The following is a 17,342-nucleotide window of genomic DNA, read 5'->3' as shown; positions in this document are numbered from 1 at the left end:
TTTATTGTTTCACAATCACGCCATCGGCGACAAAAGTGAGTGCTTTTTCGGGTTTCGTAATTTTTGCAATTTCTTCCTTCGATTTCCCGGCGTCTTCGGCGAAATGGCGTAAGTCAGCAACGGGCGTTGTGGTGGTTTCGGCGGTACCTTCGACGACAACGGTTTTCCCGACGATGTCTTTAGGAACAAAGAAGCCATAGTCTTTGAACGTCACGCGCATCGTCTGACCATCGCCGGTTTTGACCTTCATCCAGCAGCCTTTTACTTTGCATACCGACTCAACGGTGCCCTCTACCTTAGCGGGCATTTCTGTTTTATCGGCCATCTTTGCCGTCAGCTCGGTAGCCGGAATGGCCCCCGTTGGTGTAATTTTTTTCCCGTGGTAACTCACATCCGTCTGGGCAAAAGCGCCGAACGATGCCGCAACGAGTAGGGTGGTGAGCAGTAAGTTCTTCATCGTTTATTCGATAAGTGTGAGAGTACTTCTCCTAATTGTATGGCTACCAGACACGCCTATAGATGTCAACGGATGTCTGATATGTGCAGTCAAATTTACCATTTTCAGCGCATTACCAAAATTCTGTGCTAATTGAGTTTGAATAGACTTCTGACAATGTGCTGTCCTGAACGAGCAACTAGGTCCAGTAGAGTATCGGTGCGTTTGGAAACCGCTTTGTCCATTCGGCATAAAAAAACGCTTTCATTTCCTTCATTTCTTCGGGGCGATACACATATTTAGTGCCCCCAAATTTATTGCGTTTCTCCGCACGGGTTGTCTCGTCCAGGTCGAGCGAGGTATTTGGATACCATTGTAACAGCACATCTTTTGAGCCCGGTGTGAAGCGGTGGCTGATAAATTCGACATTCATGTCCACTGGACCGAAGTCAAGTATTTCAGAAATGCGGTCCAGGAGGGATGTGTAGTGCTCGCGCCAGTTAGGAATGGCCATAATCGGGGCTATAACCAGTCCAATGGGGTAGCCGCCACCGCCTAGTTCTTTCGGTAAAGCCAGCTTACGAATAGCCTGCAATCGGGCTTCTACAGAGGCCGTGCCCCCTTCGAGTCGGCGGGCTACGGTGTCGGCGTTGAGGCTTACACGAGCGCGGGTGTGCCCGTTGTGGGGTAAATCAAGAAGGCTATCGACCTGGTCATACTTTGTAACAAAGCGTAGTTCAGCCATGGAGCGTGTCCCATAATACCGAATGCACTCCGCCAGGCTGCCTGTCAGGTGCTCAATACCCAATACGTCGGTGTAGCAGCTTACCTCAAAGGTGGTTGGGCGAGGAGACGTATCCGGGCCGTCAGATTGTTTTTGCCAGGTGCGGTTAGGCGGGTAAGTGCCTTCGTAAGTAGCGGTGCTGGCCAGCATCTTCGGCAGGTTGGCGTAGGCCCGAACAACCGGTGGCCCGGAGAGACTGCCTGCCAGATAACAATATTGACAATGAGCCGGGCAGCCCTCTGCCAGATTCATTTGCCAGTCGGCTGAGGGTGGAATGGGCTGCAACCGGAAGGCGCTGGGGGGCGCGTTCACCACCGCCAGCGTGTTTTTGGCAATGCGATACGTTTCCCGTTCGTCGGCCCCACGTAAGCCTGTAATGCGGTTGTTTTTGGCAATTTCAAGTGGCAAGTCAAGTGATGAAATGCGCTCGTACATTGCCTGACCAAAGGGCTCTTTCAAGGCATCAGCGGTGAAAATAACGCGCTTCGGCATCCAAAGCCGGGCTGATTTAAGGAGGGGTTCGGTTGCTGGCTTTTCAATTGGTTCAGTCGTCATAACGGAGTAGAAAGGGAAACAGCAATGAGGTTGAAACGTACAGCTGTTACCTGTATTTATAACACATAAAAGCATTAGATGAATCCCTGTGATGAAAAATGATTTCATAGTTAACCAATTGTATTTCAGTAGTTTGTTTAATTGTGATCAGTTATTGTGCCGACGTTTTTCAGGCCAATGAGTGGGCGGGGATTTCTGGTTTGTCAAGGCAAAAATTAGGGTACTCAATGAGTACAACGGCCGTACAAAACACCGGATTAAAGCCCGACGCAGAGGATCTAATTAGTACATTGCGCCGGTTTTCAACCCAGTGATACAAAAGTCCTGTTTTTACAACCGTAAGCCTTAAGCACAGAAAAGATGGAGACAGAACCCGAGAACAGTCAACGTCAACTGGACACAGATAGTCAATCGTTTAGTGGCTGGGCAGATGGGCTGACAGACGAACAGTTCTGGGCGAGCCCTAACGGGAAATGGTCCGTTGCTGAGGTGATGCAACACCTGTATTTATCTGCTCGTCCAGTGGTACGTCTGTTAACTGGCCCTCGTGCGGTACTGGCCCAGTGGGGAAGGGCGGATCGGCCATCGAGATCGTACCATGAGCTAGGCGTGGCTTATCGAATGGCACTGGCAACGGGTGTCAAGGCACCCGCAGCAATGTCACCCCGCGTAGATGACATGCAGATAACACGGGATGCGCTTATGGAACGATTCCATAGCGTCTATCGATCGCTGATTGAGGCCACGAAAAACTGGTCAGCCAGTGAGTTGGACGAATACTGCCTGCCTCATCCGGCATTGGGTAGGCTAACGGTGCTGGAAATACTTTATTTTACCAGCATCCACACACAGCACCATCTCCAACTATTGCAAAAGGCATAAATCGGTTTCGATCGGGTTTTGCGGTGGTAAAATACACCGCCGGACATAGTTGACGGTACTTCCTGAACGAAACAGCCCTCCTCAACGCTCACGGGTCCATAAGATCGTGATCGCTGGGAAGGGCATGCAATTTTGTAGTGGAAAACCAGTTCTGCAACCGTAGGCTAACTGGTTCAAGTCGGCCTGATTTAATGGGCGAGCTTAACACCCCGACCAGCGACCCGGCCAAAATAGTAGTTGACGCCAATCTTCAGGCGACCGCCTTTACCCCGGCTAACCGTTGGGTCAATTTTATTATAAAAGCTGCTTTCATACGATACTTCAGCACCTAACCGGTGCAGTATCCAGGCCATAACCCCAATTTCCAGCCCAACACTGGTGTATTTGTACTTCGTATCGGCGGGTGTGTTTTCCGAAAATTCGCGACCACTGTTCAGGCTGGCACCAATGAAGCTGCTGATGCGCGTGCGGAATGGATAATAACGGGCAAACGCACCCACTTGCCGGGAATGGTACTTATTGCCCACCAGTCGGTCGGCATCGTACCGAAAACCAGCCGCAAAACCTGGCTGAAAGAAATAGCCAAGGCGGGTGTTTATGCCCAGATAAACTTGGCCGTTAGTGGCGCCCATACCCAGGCCACCGCCTAAAAAAAGATTGTTTGGCTCAAACCAGCTCAATTGATTTGCCTGCTGGTAACTAATGGATTTGTTGATTTCCTCGTCCATCTTTTCGCTGGCCTGGCCGGCTTTCTGCCGAACATTTCGTTTTGTCTCCTCATCCACAAGTGGCCGTCCATTGTTACTCGAATCTGACCTATTCTGAGCCATAGCACAAAAGCTTAGGCTAGTCAGTAGCGTTACAGTTGTAAGTAATTTCTTCATCGTCGTTGAGTTAATACCTTAAAATCATCGTTCTATTAACCACGAAGCCTAGATAAGGTTTGTCATTGGCCTATAGTACGCGGAAACGGGATAAAAAAAGAACGCCTTCTCAAAAATGAAAAGGCGTTAGACTGAAACGAGAAACGATGGCCGCTTTATTTCTGCAATTGCTCGATGAGGGAGCCCACCTGCTCGACAGATACGGCCGGGAAATTAGCAATTCGAATCTGCGACTCTTTAAACTTACCATAGCCACTGCCAACGATCATATTCGCGGATTTAGCGGCCGAGATAACATCGGCCGATGAGCGCGGCTGTTCCTCCGATCCGACACTGGCGACAATGACCGTTTGCGAACGATGGCGTTCCTGTTTGACAAAAGGCTCGTACCGGCTCGAACTGTCCAGGAATTTGTACAGCATTCGGGCTTTCTCTTCGGTCTGCTTTCGGATGGTGTCAATGCCGATCCGGTTAAAGTCTTCCGCGATTTTACCGAGTATATAAATATATAAAACGTTTGGGGTAGCGGGGGTTTCAAACGTTTTGTAATGCTTCCAGAGCATGGGCAATGTATTGTGTGCCCCAATGGTCATTGTATCGTTTTTCTGTAAACGTTCTGCTTTGGCCAGGCAAGTCTGGTTGGCAATCCAGACACCCAGACCGGCAGGCATGCCAAACGCCTTCTGAACGGAGAAAAACGCCGAATCGATCAAAGTATAGTCCAGGTCTGGAAAAGGAGCCGACGAAACCGTATCTACACAAAAGAGTTTCTTGGGGTATCTGCGCTTGAGTTTATGGATTTCGGCAGGCCGCATCTGCACGCCCGACGAAGTCTCATTGTGCGTAAGGCAAACCAATTCGGCGTAGGCAGGAACCTCAACTTCGGCCGCGTCGAAACCTTCCCCAAATGGCTTTTCCATAATGTGAGCATGCTTGTTTAGGGCATTGGCGTAGTCATAGAATTTTTGCGAGAAGGAGCCATTGACGAGGTGAAAACTTTCGTGTTCAACACAGTTCAGCAGTACACGTTCCCACACTTCCGAAGCCGAACCCGTAAAGAAAATACCGTGTGTTGCGGGAATGGATAGCAACGTCCGCAGTTGCTCGTCCGCAAACTTGTAAATGTCCCGAAACCGCTGACTCCGGTGCGAAATAGAGCCGATCTGTTCGTCCATTGCCGTTTGGAGGTGTTGGTAAAACGTCGGGTAAAGTTCGGCCGGGCCGGGCGTGAAGTACGTGTTTTTCATTTTTAAAGAGCGAAAGAGTGAAAAAGCGAAAGAGTGATGATCCGGCATTCCGGCTGATGCGTCTTGTTTCGCTCCGCACCGGCGGCCCGGATTCACTCTTTCGCTCTTTTACTCATTTAATAGAGAAGCCTAAACTTAATTGTGTTATCAATGTCTTTCAGTTCTTCAACGACCTCGTCGGCATATTCCTTCGCCACGTCTGTGATGACATAGCCGATTTTTTCATTCGTTTTGAGGTACTGGCCGTGAATATTAATGTGGTATTTGGCGAAAATAGTGTTCATCTTGGCCAGAATACCCGGAACATTGGCGTGAATGTGCAGCAGCCGGTGCGCTCCTTTCAATAAAGGAAGCTGTAGTTCGGGGAAGTTTACACTGCCATATGTGCTGCCATTATTGATGTATTCGAGTAGCTTGCTCGGTACAAAATTACCAATATTAGCCTGGGCTTCTTCGGTGCTACCGCCAATGTGCGGGGTCAGAATCACGTTTGGCAGGTTACGCAGGGCACTGGCAAATTCCTCATTATTGGTTTTGGGCTCCTGCGGGAACACATCGACGCCCGCGCCCGCAATTTTGCCCCGCTCAATGGCATCGACCAACGCCGGAATATCGACAATATGACCCCGCGAGAGGTTGAGGAAGATAACCCCATTCTTCATCAGCCCAAACTCGCGATAGCTGATCAAGTTTTTGTTTTCCTTGCGCCCGTCGGTGTGCAGGCTGATGATGTCGGCAACGGCCAGCAGTTCGTCCAGTGTCTTGCATTTCCGGGCATTACCCAGGGCTAGTTTATCCACCACATCGTAGAAATAAACTTCCATGCCCAGCGCTTCCGCTACGACCGATAACTGTGTACCGATGTTGCCATAACCAACCAAGCCGAGTTTCTTGCCACGTACTTCAAAGCTGTTTTTTGCCGATTTATCCCAACCGCCCTGATGCATCATATTGCTTTTCGGTACGATGCTCCGAATTAGCATAATAATCTCGCCAATGGCCAGTTCAACCACCGAACGGGTGTTGCTATAAGGGGCATTAAAGACCGCAATGCCTTTTTCGGTGCAGGCATCCAGATCAATCTGGTTGGTGCCGATGCAAAAGGCGCCTACGGTCATCAGCTTATTGGCATGTTCCAGCACACGAGCTGTTACATTCGTTTTCGACCGGATGCCCAGGATCGACACATCGCGGATGGCTTCGATCAACTCGTCTTCGTCCAGCGCGCCTTTTCGAATCTCGACGTTAAAGCCCTCCTGTTCAAACAGTTGAACGGCAATAGGGTGTACATTTTCGAGCAGCAGTACTTTAATCCGGCTCTTCGGATATGATTGACTACGGCTTAGGTTGTTGTGATACAGGAATTCATCGAGAGAAGGGGCAATATGATCGGCTTTTTCCACCACTCGAGGACGTAGTACGTTCTCTGTGAAGGCATAAAACCGATTAGCCAGTCCCGACGCTTTGATCTCATAGTCCGTGTATCCATCGCCAATCACGTACACTTCCCCATTAAGATGCAGGTTCCGAATGACCTGCGATTTGCCCCCATTGGCTGATAAGGGATTCTCGGTATCGAACCCGACAATTGCCCCCGTCTCATCGAACACAAACGTATTGGCAAAGACGTTCTCCTCCCGAATACCGAGTGACGTGACAATCGGCACAATGAATTCCTTAAACCCATTCGAAACGATGTAGATCATTTCGGCATTTTCGGTCAGGAATTGCTTGTTGCGTTGAAACGAATCAGAGATTTTCCCCATCAGGGTTTCAACGAGCGCAGGCAACTGGCTCTTGTGAGCCTTCAGCAGATTGAGCCGCAGGGTCAGCGAATCCGTAAAGGAAATCTCACCCGACATGCCCCGGTCGGTAATGGCTTTGATTTCGTTCAGTACATCGTTCCGGTCAGGTCGTCCTGTCAGCGAGATTTCGCCCAGCACGTCAAGCGCTTCAACCTTCGTAAAGGTGCTGTCAAAATCAATGATGTAATAGGTTTGTTCGAGTGGTTTGGTGAGCATAATCTAGATTTGGTCAATATCCGCATCTTCCAGCGGGTCAATGTCTAAAATTTGTTTTATCGACTGCTGAAGCGGTGGCAAATGAACGGTTATTATACGCCACAGTATTTTATAGTCCAGCCCAAAATAGTCGTGAACAAGAATATGACGAGTACGGATAATACGCAACCATTCGATGGTTGCGTGTTGATCTCGAAAAGGTTTAGGAATGCGGTTAGCCGCTCCGCCTAACACCTGAACGTTTCGAACAACTGCATCTCGAACCATTTTACTGTTTAAGAACGATTCATAATTTAAGTCGTTCGTATATTCCTGTATTGTATCAACAGCCTCTAGCATATCCGTTAAAAGAATATACAGTGACCGCTTAGACATAATATAATTGTCGAGTGATATAGGGCATTAGTTTAGGCTTTATGGCTTGTCGGGTGACCAAATCAACTGGCTTTTGAAGGAGGTTTTCCAATTCAATTGATAAGTCGATGAATTCGAAACCGACTGGCTGTTTGAACTCAACTAAGATGTCTACATCGCTGTCTTCGATTTCCGTACCTTCTGCATATGAGCCAAACAAGGCCAATGACGCTAGTGGATACGTGACAAATAAATGCTCTTTATTAGCCTTTAACAGTTCTTTTATTTGCTTGCCATCCATAGCGATTTTCTTTATTAATTCGTCAAAAAGGCCAAAGCCCGCTCTTCTGACCAGTAAGTGCCCTGAATTCCACCGGTTTGGGGTGGAAAGCCACAGTGGCCGCCCTGCTCAGGAAACTCCATCCAGACGTTGGGGAGTTCCCGGCCCAAAGCCTCCGGAAAACATTCCGGGGAAAGAAACGGGTCATTTTTGGCATTCACGATCAACGTTGGAATGGTAATGCTTGCTATGAATTGTAACGAACTACTCTGTGTATAGTAATCTGTCACATCCCGAAAACCATTCATCGGGGCCGTAAACAGGTTGTCAAATTCCCGGATGCTTCGCGCCTTGCTCACGGCCTCTGTTGGAAAGACACCCGGCATGGCGGCTGCTTTTTCCAGGACTTTCCGTTTCAGGGTTCGGTTAAACCGGTGGTTATAGACCAGGCTATCCCATTGTTCGAGCCGCCGGGCGGACCCCATTAAATCGACCGGTACCGAAAAAACGACGCCTTTCTTAATGGCTGGATTTAGGGCTGCTCCGCTGCGCTCGCCAAGGTATTTCAGCGTGACGTTGCCGCCCGCGCTGAACCCCATGAGGTAAAGAGTCTGATAGCCCTTCGATAGGGCATGTTGTGTGATGAAGTGTAGATCGCCGGTTTCGCCGATGTGATAAAATCGTTTCTGACGGTTCATTTCGCCACTACAGGAACGATAATGCCAGGCCAGACAGTCGAAGCCATATCGGGTCAGGTGCCGCACCATGCCGGCCAGATACTGGCTGGTTGAACTCCCCTCAAGCCCATGCGTAAGAATTACGAGAGGTTTTGAGGAACCATCGGCATAGCACCAATCCAGATCCAGAAAATCATCATCCGGTGTTTCGATTCGTTCGCGAACGTAGGAAACCGCTACCTTGCGAAAGAGCGAGGGAATGATGGTTTGCAGGTGCCCATTCCATAACTGAATAGGCGGCTTATAACTCGATTTAGCAATCAGCGGCATTACCGAACGCGGGCGATTGAAGCCGCAAAGGTAAAGGTTCTGACGTTAGAAGCTCGAAAAACCTTAAAAAACATAGCTTTACCTTCATATATCATGAATGACCCGGAGATAAAAGCACATTTTTTACAGGCAATAAGTGAGCAGCTAGAGTCCATCGCCAGATACTAAGACACCGACAAGCAAGCAGTGATTTGGCATTACGCCAATACCAACACCTTCGAAAAGAGTATCTGGAGCAGATGCCTTACTCTTTGAGACTTGATGTTGTTGAACGTGTTTAAAAACTAAAAGAGATCGCTTCTCGAAGCGATCTCTTTTAGTAGGTGAAGTTGATTTACAAAGCCAACTCCTTCTCTGATACAATCGTAAGTACTTCGGTATCTTTCAGGCGAACGGCCAGACCCAGTGTTTTAGGAACTTCGTAGTGAAAATAAAACTTCATCGTGTGAATCTTGCCTTCGTAGAAGATCAGATCGTCGCCCTGAGGATTCCGGGTCACCAGTGTTTGTTTGGCGACAACCGCCTGTTTTAACCACTGCCAGGCAACCACCACGATCCCGAATAGCTCCAGAAACAGCGTTGCGTCGGACAAGTAGCGTTCAATGTTCCCTTCCTGCGCGTGCGGTAGCAGACTCATCATGACCTCCTGTACCCGCTTGAGTTCGGCTCCTAACTGGTCTGCATAGGGCTTCAACTCATCGAATGTGCTGGCTTCGGCGATTAGTTTGCTCATTTCGGCAAAAAGCAATTGAGGTGCTTTCCCCCCTTTCATGGTCATCTTCCGCCCTAGTAAATCCTGCGCCTGAATGCCCGTCGTGCCTTCATAGATGGGCGTAATGCGAATATCGCGGTACAACTGCTCGACTGGGAAGTCTTCCGTATAGCCATAGCCGCCAAAGGTTTGTAAACTTTGACTGACCGACTGCACACCCATTTCGGATGGGTAGGATTTTGCCACTGGCATTAGTAAATCGAGCAGTAAGAACGCATTTTCTTTCTCCTCGCCTTCGGCCACTTCGCTGATATCATAAAGCCGGGCTGCCTCCAGCAGTAGCGAGAGCGATCCTTCCGTAACGGCTTTCTGAAATAATAACATCCGCCGAACGTCGGGGTGGTTGATGATTGGCGTCTGTGGAGCGTCTAGCTGGTTTTTATTATTCAACCGTCTGCTTTGTGGGCGTTCTCTCGCATATTCCAAAGCTGCATAATAGGCCGCCGTGGCAATACCAGTTGCTGTCATGCCTACCCCAATGCGGGCTTCGTTCATCATCTGGAACATATACGGCAAGCCCTGGTGTGGCTCACCAACGAGGTAACCGATGGTATTGTCGTTTGAGCCCATGGTGAGGTGCATGGCCGGTACGCCTTTCTGTCCCATCTTATGGTAAACGCCCGTCGAAATGACGTCGTTGTCGACAAAACGGCCCTGTTCGTCGGGCCGGTATTTGGGGACAATGAATAACGAAATGCCTTTTGTACCCTTGGGCGCTCCATCAATCCGCGCCAGCATCAGATGAATGATGTTTTCGGTCGCATCATGATCACCCGCCGAGATAAATACTTTCTGTCCCTTGATTTGGTAAGCGGCCATTCCCGGTTGGCTGTCGGGGAGTGGCGTAGCCGAGGTCGTCACATCGGAGAGCGACGAGCCCGCTTGTGGTTCGGTGAGCGCCATCGTTCCCTGCCAGGTGCCCGCCAGCAGATTCGGTACATAAAGCTCATTTAACTCAGGCGATCCGAACGAAGTAATGAGGTGAGCTGCTCCTGACGTAAGGCCTGTATACATCATGCCGTTATTGGCGGCCATCAGGATAAAGCCCACGCAGGAACTAAGCATTTCCGGTAATTGCTGTCCGCCGTGCTCAAAGGAAAAACCAGCCCCGATCAGGCCCGCGTCGCCCATAGCTTTCAGGTATTCTTTAATTTTTGGATGAACCGTAACCTGCCCGTTTGTAAGTTCCGGCTGGTTTTTATCGACATCCTTCAGGTACGGATGCATGAGTGTATCGGCAATGTAAGTAGCCGAATCGAGCACGAGGTTGAATGTTTCGCGGTCGTGAGCACTGAAGTATTCGTATTTAGTCAGCTCCTCGGCTTTGAAAACTTCGTGCAACAAAAACTGAAGGTTGCGTTTGCTAAAATAAGTTGTTGCCATGGGGGCGATGCGTCTGCTTAAAAGGTTACTAAGGGTCAATGATACGTCTGTAGGGATGAACTACGCCAGAAAAGCAGCGCATTATCCGGAAACGAACATACCGCTTACTACGTATAAAAATACCGAACTTTGCTTGCACTCTTTACCTATATCTCAAAAAACTATCGTTTACTTTGTGTCGTATAGACAGTGATACGTTCAAAACAAATCCAATCATTAACACATGAAAAATCTAATTGCAGTTTTTACGTTGCTTTTTGCTACGGTATCGTGGGTACAGGCGCAAGATAACAAAGCCCCCGCAAGTCCTAAAATAACCGCTGAAAGCCCCGACAAAAACATCAAGGTCGTATATGGCCAGCCTTCCAAAAAAGGCCGGGTTATTTTTGGCGCTGAAGGCTCGAACAGCCTGGAGAAATATGGTAAAGTTTGGCGGACAGGAGCTAATGAAGCAACTGAAGTGACGTTTAAAAACGACGTGATGTTCGGTGGCAAGATGGTTAAAGCGGGTACATACACGCTGTTCACCATTCCTGGTGAGAAAGAGTGGAGCGTTATTTTAAACAGCACGCTGGGCCAATGGGGCGCGTATGATTATGAAAAAATCAAAGGTACCGATGTGGCTACGATCAAGGTGCCCGTTTCGATGACTAAATCACCCATCGAAAAACTAATGATTACCCCGGCTAACAGCAGCATTGCGATTGCCTGGGATAACATGACGATTTCGGTACCTGTTATGAAGCACGGTTGAGATAACGGTCCGGAGATCGAAAAAAAATGTTTATAAGCAAGAAACCCAGTCCATACGACTGGGTTTCTTGCTTATAAACAACGTCTAAACAGGGTAATACTACTTATTTAGCCCTTCTTTCGAACGCAATTAGCCCGGTTGGGGTCATAAACGTATTAATCAATGACCGTTTACGAATTAAATTGTCTGTAAGTGGTTAACAAACAAACGCTTATCGCGTTATTTGTAAAACGCTCTAACCGATACCCGATGATGAAACGCTACTTCCTGTATGTACTACTCGGATTCGCCGTATTACCTACCTATGGGCAGGGTATTACGGACTACTATCGGTTACCAGAGCAGAGCCAGCACTATGATCGGCTGCTCACCCGATACGGTGGGCCTTATATCAAAAGTCGCTGGTATGCGTCGCTCGATGGCTTCATTCGTACCGACCGGGCCAAACTTGATAATTCATTCGATGGCCTTATTCAGAGCGATGTAGTAGGTAAGGCAGGCTGGGGAGCGGTCGTCGGTTGGGTGTACCGGGAGCGGTGGGCCTTCGAAGCGGGTTACGCCCGAATGCCAATTCATACACAGGTATCCGTCACAAACGCCAGTTATCCACTGGTATTCCGATATAACAGCAAGCAAAATGCGTTTGTCCTGCGCGGAAAACGGCTTGTCGTGTCCACCAGCAAACCCTGGCTACGATCGGGATTCTGGTTAAGCGGAGGAATGTGGATAGTGCCGAATAGTGGGCAGCAGGAAGGCAAGTTTTCACTCATTGGGTATCGATATGACGGTCGGCGGGAAACGCCGGATACCCTTCGCCTGGCCAGCCAAACGCAGGCGAACACCAGAATGACCGCCCTGGCCGAACTGGGAGCTGAATATAACATCCGGCTCAGTAACGCCATTGATCTGGGCTTCTCGGTACGTAAATTCTGGGGCCTGAGCAATGCCCTCACCACCGACGTAACCTATGCGGTTAATTACCCAGCTACACAAAGCGGAGAGCCGAATGCAGGTAGCCGCACATCGGTGCAAAAAGCGCAATTGCTGGGCGATGGCAGTGGCATGAGTTATGGCGTTACCTTACGCTATACGTTCGCCACCCGGCGGCAACTGACCAACGCGCTGGACGTACGCGGAAAAACTCCACATATTCGTTAGCCTCAAGGCATCCAAACGCTTCGGTTGGCCTCCGCAAACTGCCGGAAAGTGCGTGGAGGGTGGTTCAATAATCGTTCGGTTTCCTGTGTAAGGACAGCCGCTTTCCCTAATTTCGCTACGGTGTATAAGGCAACCATGGTCAGGGTGAAGCCCAACGGCACAGTTTCTTTATGCCATTTCTGCCAGATGAATTGCAGAATAGATGGATTCCGGTAGGTGATTTTCCGGCCCAATACGTCCGTTAATACATCAGCTACTTCAGAATAGGTCAGGGCTTCGGAGCCGGTCAATTCATAAGACTGGTTTATGAACTCGTTCGTCTGGCTGGTCAGCGACAGCGCGGCCACTTCGCCAATATCCTGAACGTCAATGAAACTGGTGCGGCCATTGCCTGCCGGAACAAAGATTTCGTTTCGAAGTCGAATCTCGTCCCGATGGGTTGTGCTCAAGTTCTGCATGAAAAAACTCGGTCGCAGAAACGTGTAGGGCAAGCCCGAATCAACAATTAGTTTTTCAATTTTATGATGGGGTGTCACCGGATTGTTTTCAACGCCCTGAAGCGACAGAAAAACGACCTGACGGACGCTCGCCCGTTTCATAGCCTCCATGAAGGGTTTAAAATAAAGAGCCACATCGGCCAGTTGAGGAGGCCGGACCAGTAACACCCGATCAATGCCACGCAAGGCTACCTCAAATGTAGCCGAATTGGCAAAGTCAAGGGCAACGGTCCCATCGGGTTGTATTGGTATGGTGGCTATTGGCTTCGCTGGATTCCGTACACCCGCAATGACTTCAAATCGTTCGCGGGTGGCGTCATTTATAAGCGCACGCAGGGTTTCTAACCCCACGTTACCGCTTGCGCCGGTCACTAGTATTCGTTCTGTTTTCATGGCCAGGAGGAAGAGTAACTGAATCCATAAGGATAAAAGTAAATTTTCGACTTTTGTGTTAATAACCACTCCGAGGCTACAAACAACTACATAACTAACGATTGACTACGTATGAGATGCTTTACATGGGGAATATTATTGACGAGTCTGCTTACCTTTCAGACGGCCTTTGCTGATGTGCGTTTGCCGAATGTTTTTGGCTCACACATGGTCTTACAGCGTCGAAAGCCAGTGCCTGTTTGGGGGTGGGCCGAGGCTGGTGAGAAGGTGACGGTAACACTCAACAATCAAACGAAAACGACCAAAGCCGGCAAAGATGGGAAATGGCGCGTTACGCTCGATGCGATGGAAGCCGGTGGCCCTTATCAATTGCTGGTAAAAGGAAAACGCAACACTGTCACGTTTGACGACGTACTAGCGGGCGAAGTATGGATCTGTTCCGGGCAGTCGAATATGGAGTGGCCGCTGGCTGCAGCCGCCAATGCCAAAACAGAAATTCCGGTGGCTAATTACCCAAACATCCGCCAACTGCTGGTTAAGAAAGATATAAGCTTGACGCCCAAAGACAATATCGAAGGAAGCTGGAGTGTATGCACACCAGCTTCCGCCCCACAGTTTACCGCTGTCGGGTACTTTTTTGCGAAGCAGTTACAAAAGGAACTTAACGTACCCATTGGGCTCATCAACACCTCCTGGGGTGGTACGCATTCCGAGACCTGGACGAGTCGCGAAGCAATGAACCAGAACGATGAACTCCGCTTAGTCGCCAATAAACTGCCTGCTGGCAGCGAGGAAGTTATTCAAAGGGGGGCCGCCCGTACTCAGGCGTTAATAAAAGCACAGCAGGGTAGCCTGCCTACAGCCGCTGATGAACAGACCTGGGCGAGTGCCACGCTGAACGATAGTGAGTGGAAAACCATGAACATGCCCGGTGATTGGGAGTGGGGTGGGTTGCCCACGCTGGATGGCGTTGTCTGGTTCAGGCAGGACGTTGTCATTCCGGAAGGAAGCAACAGCCAGAAAATGGTGCTTTACATGGACTCCGTGGCCGACAATGACTCCACGTTTGTGAACGGCCAGCTACTAGGCAGCACAAAAGGCGGGAAAGCCCGCGCCTACGCCGTTCCCGATGGGTTACTGAAGCCCGGCCGGAATGTAATTGCGATTCGGGTTACGGATACGGGTGGGAGCGGGGGCCTGATGGGCCGCCCTGAACAACTAAAGCTCGCTAGTGATAACCTGACCATTCCGCTGGCAGGAAAATGGAAATACCGGGTCGCCAATGTGTTTGCTTCATCCTATAAGCCAGGGCCAAATACCTTCGCTACGCAGTTGTTCAACGCCATGATCAACCCGCTGATCCCGTATGCCGTTGAGGGGGCTATCTGGTATCAGGGCGAGTCGAACGCAGGGCGCGCGTATCAATATCGCAAAACGTTTCCGCTCATGATTCAGGATTGGCGCCAGCACTGGGGCTATGACTTCCCATTCCTGTTTGTGCAACTGGCCAGTTACAATGCGGCCAACGGCGACAGCCAACATGGCAGTACCTGGGCCGAACTCCGCGAAGCTCAAACCATGACTCTTCAGTTGCCTAATACGGGCATGGCCATTACGTCAGACATTGGAGAGCGCACCGATATTCACCCGAAAAACAAGCTGGATGTCGGAAATCGCCTGGCCGCCGAAGCGATGCGGGTCGCTTACGGTAAAAGCGGTGAGCCTGGCAATGAAGTATCTCGCGGACCTCAATTCAATAAAATGACCGTTGAGAATAATCGCGCTATTCTAACATTTTTGAACGTAGGCAGTGGTTTGGTAGCAAAGGATAAATATGGCTACGTGAGAGGCTTTGACGTAGCCGGTGCCGATCAGAAATTCTATTATGCCAAAGCCGAAATTCAGGGAAATACGGTTGTTGTTCACGCTGATTCGGTAGCGGTACCAGTCGCCGTTCGCTATGGGTGGGCGGATGATAATGGCGATGTGAATTTATACAATCAGGAAAACTTTCCGGCCATACCGTTTCGTACGGATACCTGGAAAGGTATTACCGAAGCCGCCAGGTTTGGCGAACAATAACGGACTGCTTTGATTAAAAACGGACAATGCGTATGTTGGCTCTCAACATACGCATTGTCCGTTTTTACCGTAACTTATCTTATTGTTTATGCATCAACACGTCTCCAGTTGGCTGGCTAGTCTATCGCTGATGATTGCGTTTGGCGCCCAGGCTCAAACGACAATTACCACATCGGGGTCGAACACGGCGCAGGCTATTCGCATTTACGACCCTTTCCTGACCCGTTATAGTAACATCGAAGGATCACCGTATATACCGTCAGATTCGGTGCAGAACGGCTGGCTGGTTATCAATAATAAGCGAGTAATAACCAAACTACGTTACAACAGTCAGACCGGAGAAGTCGAATATATCCAACAGGATAAGGTCGTCACGCCTGTCAATCCAGTCACGGAGTTTTTTATTGCCAGTGCAGACACCCTTCATTTTCGCAAAGGGTTTCCGGCGGCAAGTACCTGGTCGGCAAATGATTTTTACCAGGTTTTGTTCGACGGGCGCACGCAAAAATTAGTGAAGCACATTAAAGCTGAGTTGAAGACCAACACGGATGTCATGCAGAATGATTTCGGGAAGGAGCGCTTTCAGAAACGGGAAGAGTATTTTATCTGGGTTGCGAACGAACAACCACCTACTGAAAACTATTTCCTGAAATTAGCGGAAGGGCAAATGAAATCGGTTGTGGCCAGCCGGAAATCGCTGGTAGCCGCTATGCCGGAGAAGACCACCAACATTGACCGTTACCTGGCAGAACAGAAGATGAAGCTAAAATCCTGGTCCGAGCTGATTGGGATACTTAATTACTTGGAGGCACATTAATCTGAACTGCACGGGCGGCCTCCAAATCTTGCGGGACCGCCCGTACGGTTCAGATTAATTTTTACTTTCCTGTTTCCGCATAGGCATGCTGTCTATTGTCTGAAATAGATCTTTGGCAGCCACAGGCTTTTTATAGGTTTGTTTTACGCCCCCGTCTTTGCCAATCAGCCAGGCGGCAAAGGCATCGGCTGGATTCAGCTTGAAGTCATGCATCAGAAACTGGCGATCGGGCTCCATGACCAGCGACGCCACAAGCACGATTACGTCTAAATCGCGCTCGGCGACTCCGTCTCTTACTTCATTCAGCGCTTCCTGCTGCTCAATGGTATAATGTTGTGCATCATCGCGTCCATAAATTAACAACACACGCCGATGATCTTTCTTTTCGGTCAATATCGCTTTAAGCGATTTTTGCTGATTCGCTACACTTTCCATAGTAAGGGTAAATCCCATAAGGAGGATTGTCAACGTTATCAACCAATAGCGTCTCATAGTGTTTGCCGTTATACGGCCATGAAGCCGTCTATTGTATAAACCAGCGGGCTTTTCCGGTCGCCCGATTATAGATCCTCCAGTCGTTCCAGCATTAAAATTGAGGCTTGCGGTACAATAACATACCGTTCGCCCTCATAGTCCAGCTCGATGGCATTACGTTGTAGGTAAAGCGCCACATCGCCTTCCTGCGCCTGCAACGGCATGTATTTAACCTTCTCTTCCGTTTCTTTCCAGGGCTCTTCTTCAACCGCTGCCGGGATTGGGTACCCAGGTCCTACTTTAATAACGTATCCAGACTGAACCTGTTCTTTTTCCTGCACCGTTGGCGGCAAGTACAAGCCACTATTGGTCCGGTCTGCGGGGTCTTTCGGTTTGATCAGGACCCGGTCGCCTACAACAATCAGGCGTTTCAGTTTATTATCGGCGGTGATTCCAAGCATTGGTGTAAGTCGTTAATCGATAGTCGTCAGCGATTCGTCAAAAATCGGGCAAATCTGACGTGTAAGTCAAAATGGCAGACAAAGCGCATACGTAGTACCAG

At 49.4% G+C, this 17,342-nt stretch carries 17 protein-coding genes; 5 read left to right on the top strand and 12 right to left on the bottom strand.

The window, feature by feature from the left end; translation table 11 throughout:
• Position 1: 1 nt before the first annotated feature.
• Together SD10_RS18045 and SD10_RS18040 are read right to left on the bottom strand one after the other, a co-directional pair.
• On the bottom strand, positions 2-457 hold the full coding sequence (locus SD10_RS18045; RefSeq protein WP_046575644.1) for a DUF4920 domain-containing protein: 456 nt from the start codon (positions 455-457) through the stop codon (positions 2-4).
• 178 nt (positions 458-635) lie between these two features.
• Positions 636-1,712: a spore photoproduct lyase family protein gene (locus tag SD10_RS18040; protein ID WP_148562553.1), complete on the bottom strand. Its 1,077-nt coding sequence runs from the start codon at positions 1,710-1,712 to the stop codon at positions 636-638.
• A gap of 423 nt (positions 1,713-2,135) precedes the next feature.
• Between SD10_RS18040 and SD10_RS18035 the strand changes: the two genes are divergently transcribed.
• Complete coding sequence (locus SD10_RS18035) at positions 2,136-2,657, top strand: DinB family protein (protein ID WP_046575641.1); 522 nt, start codon at positions 2,136-2,138, stop codon at positions 2,655-2,657.
• Positions 2,658-2,845: 188 nt separating this feature from the next.
• Here the strand turns inward: SD10_RS18035 and SD10_RS18030 are convergent, their stop codons facing one another.
• The 7 genes from SD10_RS18030 to SD10_RS18000 all read right to left on the bottom strand — a co-directional run bounded on the left by SD10_RS18030 (position 2,846) and on the right by SD10_RS18000 (position 10,605).
• Positions 2,846-3,541: a hypothetical protein gene (locus SD10_RS18030; RefSeq protein ID WP_046575639.1), complete on the bottom strand. Its 696-nt coding sequence runs from the start codon at positions 3,539-3,541 to the stop codon at positions 2,846-2,848.
• 155 nt (positions 3,542-3,696) lie between these two features.
• Positions 3,697-4,788, bottom strand: coding sequence for an aminotransferase class V-fold PLP-dependent enzyme (locus tag SD10_RS18025; protein WP_046579738.1), 1,092 nt, complete (start codon positions 4,786-4,788; stop codon positions 3,697-3,699).
• 116 nt (positions 4,789-4,904) lie between these two features.
• Positions 4,905-6,809 (bottom strand): phosphoglycerate dehydrogenase, encoded by a 1,905-nt coding sequence (serA, locus tag SD10_RS18020; protein WP_046575638.1) that lies wholly within the window; start codon positions 6,807-6,809, stop codon positions 4,905-4,907.
• A gap of 3 nt (positions 6,810-6,812) precedes the next feature.
• Complete coding sequence (locus SD10_RS18015; RefSeq protein ID WP_158500575.1) at positions 6,813-7,148, bottom strand: HepT-like ribonuclease domain-containing protein; 336 nt, start codon at positions 7,146-7,148, stop codon at positions 6,813-6,815.
• A 28-nt stretch (positions 7,149-7,176) separates the two neighbouring features.
• The gene (locus SD10_RS18010; RefSeq protein ID WP_046575635.1) at positions 7,177-7,464 is read right to left on the bottom strand and encodes a nucleotidyltransferase family protein; all 288 of its coding nucleotides are present in this window, start codon (positions 7,462-7,464) and stop codon (positions 7,177-7,179) included.
• 14 nt (positions 7,465-7,478) lie between these two features.
• Complete coding sequence (locus SD10_RS18005) at positions 7,479-8,450, bottom strand: YheT family hydrolase (RefSeq protein ID WP_046575633.1); 972 nt, start codon at positions 8,448-8,450, stop codon at positions 7,479-7,481.
• Between the two features lie 334 nt (positions 8,451-8,784).
• The gene (locus SD10_RS18000; protein ID WP_046575632.1) at positions 8,785-10,605 is read right to left on the bottom strand and encodes an acyl-CoA dehydrogenase; all 1,821 of its coding nucleotides are present in this window, start codon (positions 10,603-10,605) and stop codon (positions 8,785-8,787) included.
• Positions 10,606-10,828: 223 nt separating this feature from the next.
• On the opposite strand from SD10_RS18000, the gene SD10_RS17995 reads away from it, so the two are divergent.
• Both SD10_RS17995 and SD10_RS17990 read left to right on the top strand, forming a co-directional pair.
• Positions 10,829-11,359 (top strand): DUF2911 domain-containing protein, encoded by a 531-nt coding sequence (locus SD10_RS17995; protein WP_046575631.1) that lies wholly within the window; start codon positions 10,829-10,831, stop codon positions 11,357-11,359.
• Positions 11,360-11,608: 249 nt separating this feature from the next.
• Positions 11,609-12,517 (top strand): hypothetical protein, encoded by a 909-nt coding sequence (locus SD10_RS17990; RefSeq protein ID WP_046575629.1) that lies wholly within the window; start codon positions 11,609-11,611, stop codon positions 12,515-12,517.
• A gap of 2 nt (positions 12,518-12,519) precedes the next feature.
• Here SD10_RS17990 and SD10_RS17985 read toward each other — a convergent pair whose 3' ends face one another.
• Positions 12,520-13,407, bottom strand: a complete 888-nt coding sequence (locus SD10_RS17985; protein WP_046579736.1) for an SDR family oxidoreductase — start codon at positions 13,405-13,407, stop codon at positions 12,520-12,522.
• Between the two features lie 111 nt (positions 13,408-13,518).
• Between SD10_RS17985 and SD10_RS17980 the strand changes: the two genes are divergently transcribed.
• Together SD10_RS17980 and SD10_RS17975 are read left to right on the top strand one after the other, a co-directional pair.
• Positions 13,519-15,489, top strand: a complete 1,971-nt coding sequence (locus SD10_RS17980) for a sialate O-acetylesterase (protein WP_046575628.1) — start codon at positions 13,519-13,521, stop codon at positions 15,487-15,489.
• A gap of 88 nt (positions 15,490-15,577) precedes the next feature.
• On the top strand, positions 15,578-16,306 hold the full coding sequence (locus SD10_RS17975) for a hypothetical protein (protein WP_148562467.1): 729 nt from the start codon (positions 15,578-15,580) through the stop codon (positions 16,304-16,306).
• 54 nt (positions 16,307-16,360) lie between these two features.
• On the opposite strand, the gene SD10_RS17970 is transcribed toward SD10_RS17975, so the two are convergent.
• Both SD10_RS17970 and SD10_RS17965 read right to left on the bottom strand, forming a co-directional pair.
• A complete protein-coding gene (locus SD10_RS17970) occupies positions 16,361-16,759 on the bottom strand; it encodes a DUF4174 domain-containing protein (protein WP_227699005.1) in 399 nt (132 codons plus the stop codon).
• A 107-nt stretch (positions 16,760-16,866) separates the two neighbouring features.
• A complete protein-coding gene (locus SD10_RS17965) occupies positions 16,867-17,241 on the bottom strand; it encodes a co-chaperone GroES (protein ID WP_046575624.1) in 375 nt (124 codons plus the stop codon).
• Positions 17,242-17,342: the final 101 nt, after the last annotated feature.

Source organism: Spirosoma radiotolerans, from assembly GCF_000974425.1.
GTDB lineage: Bacteria > Bacteroidota > Bacteroidia > Cytophagales > Spirosomataceae > Spirosoma > Spirosoma radiotolerans.
This window is presented reverse-complemented; position numbering and strand designations above follow the sequence as displayed.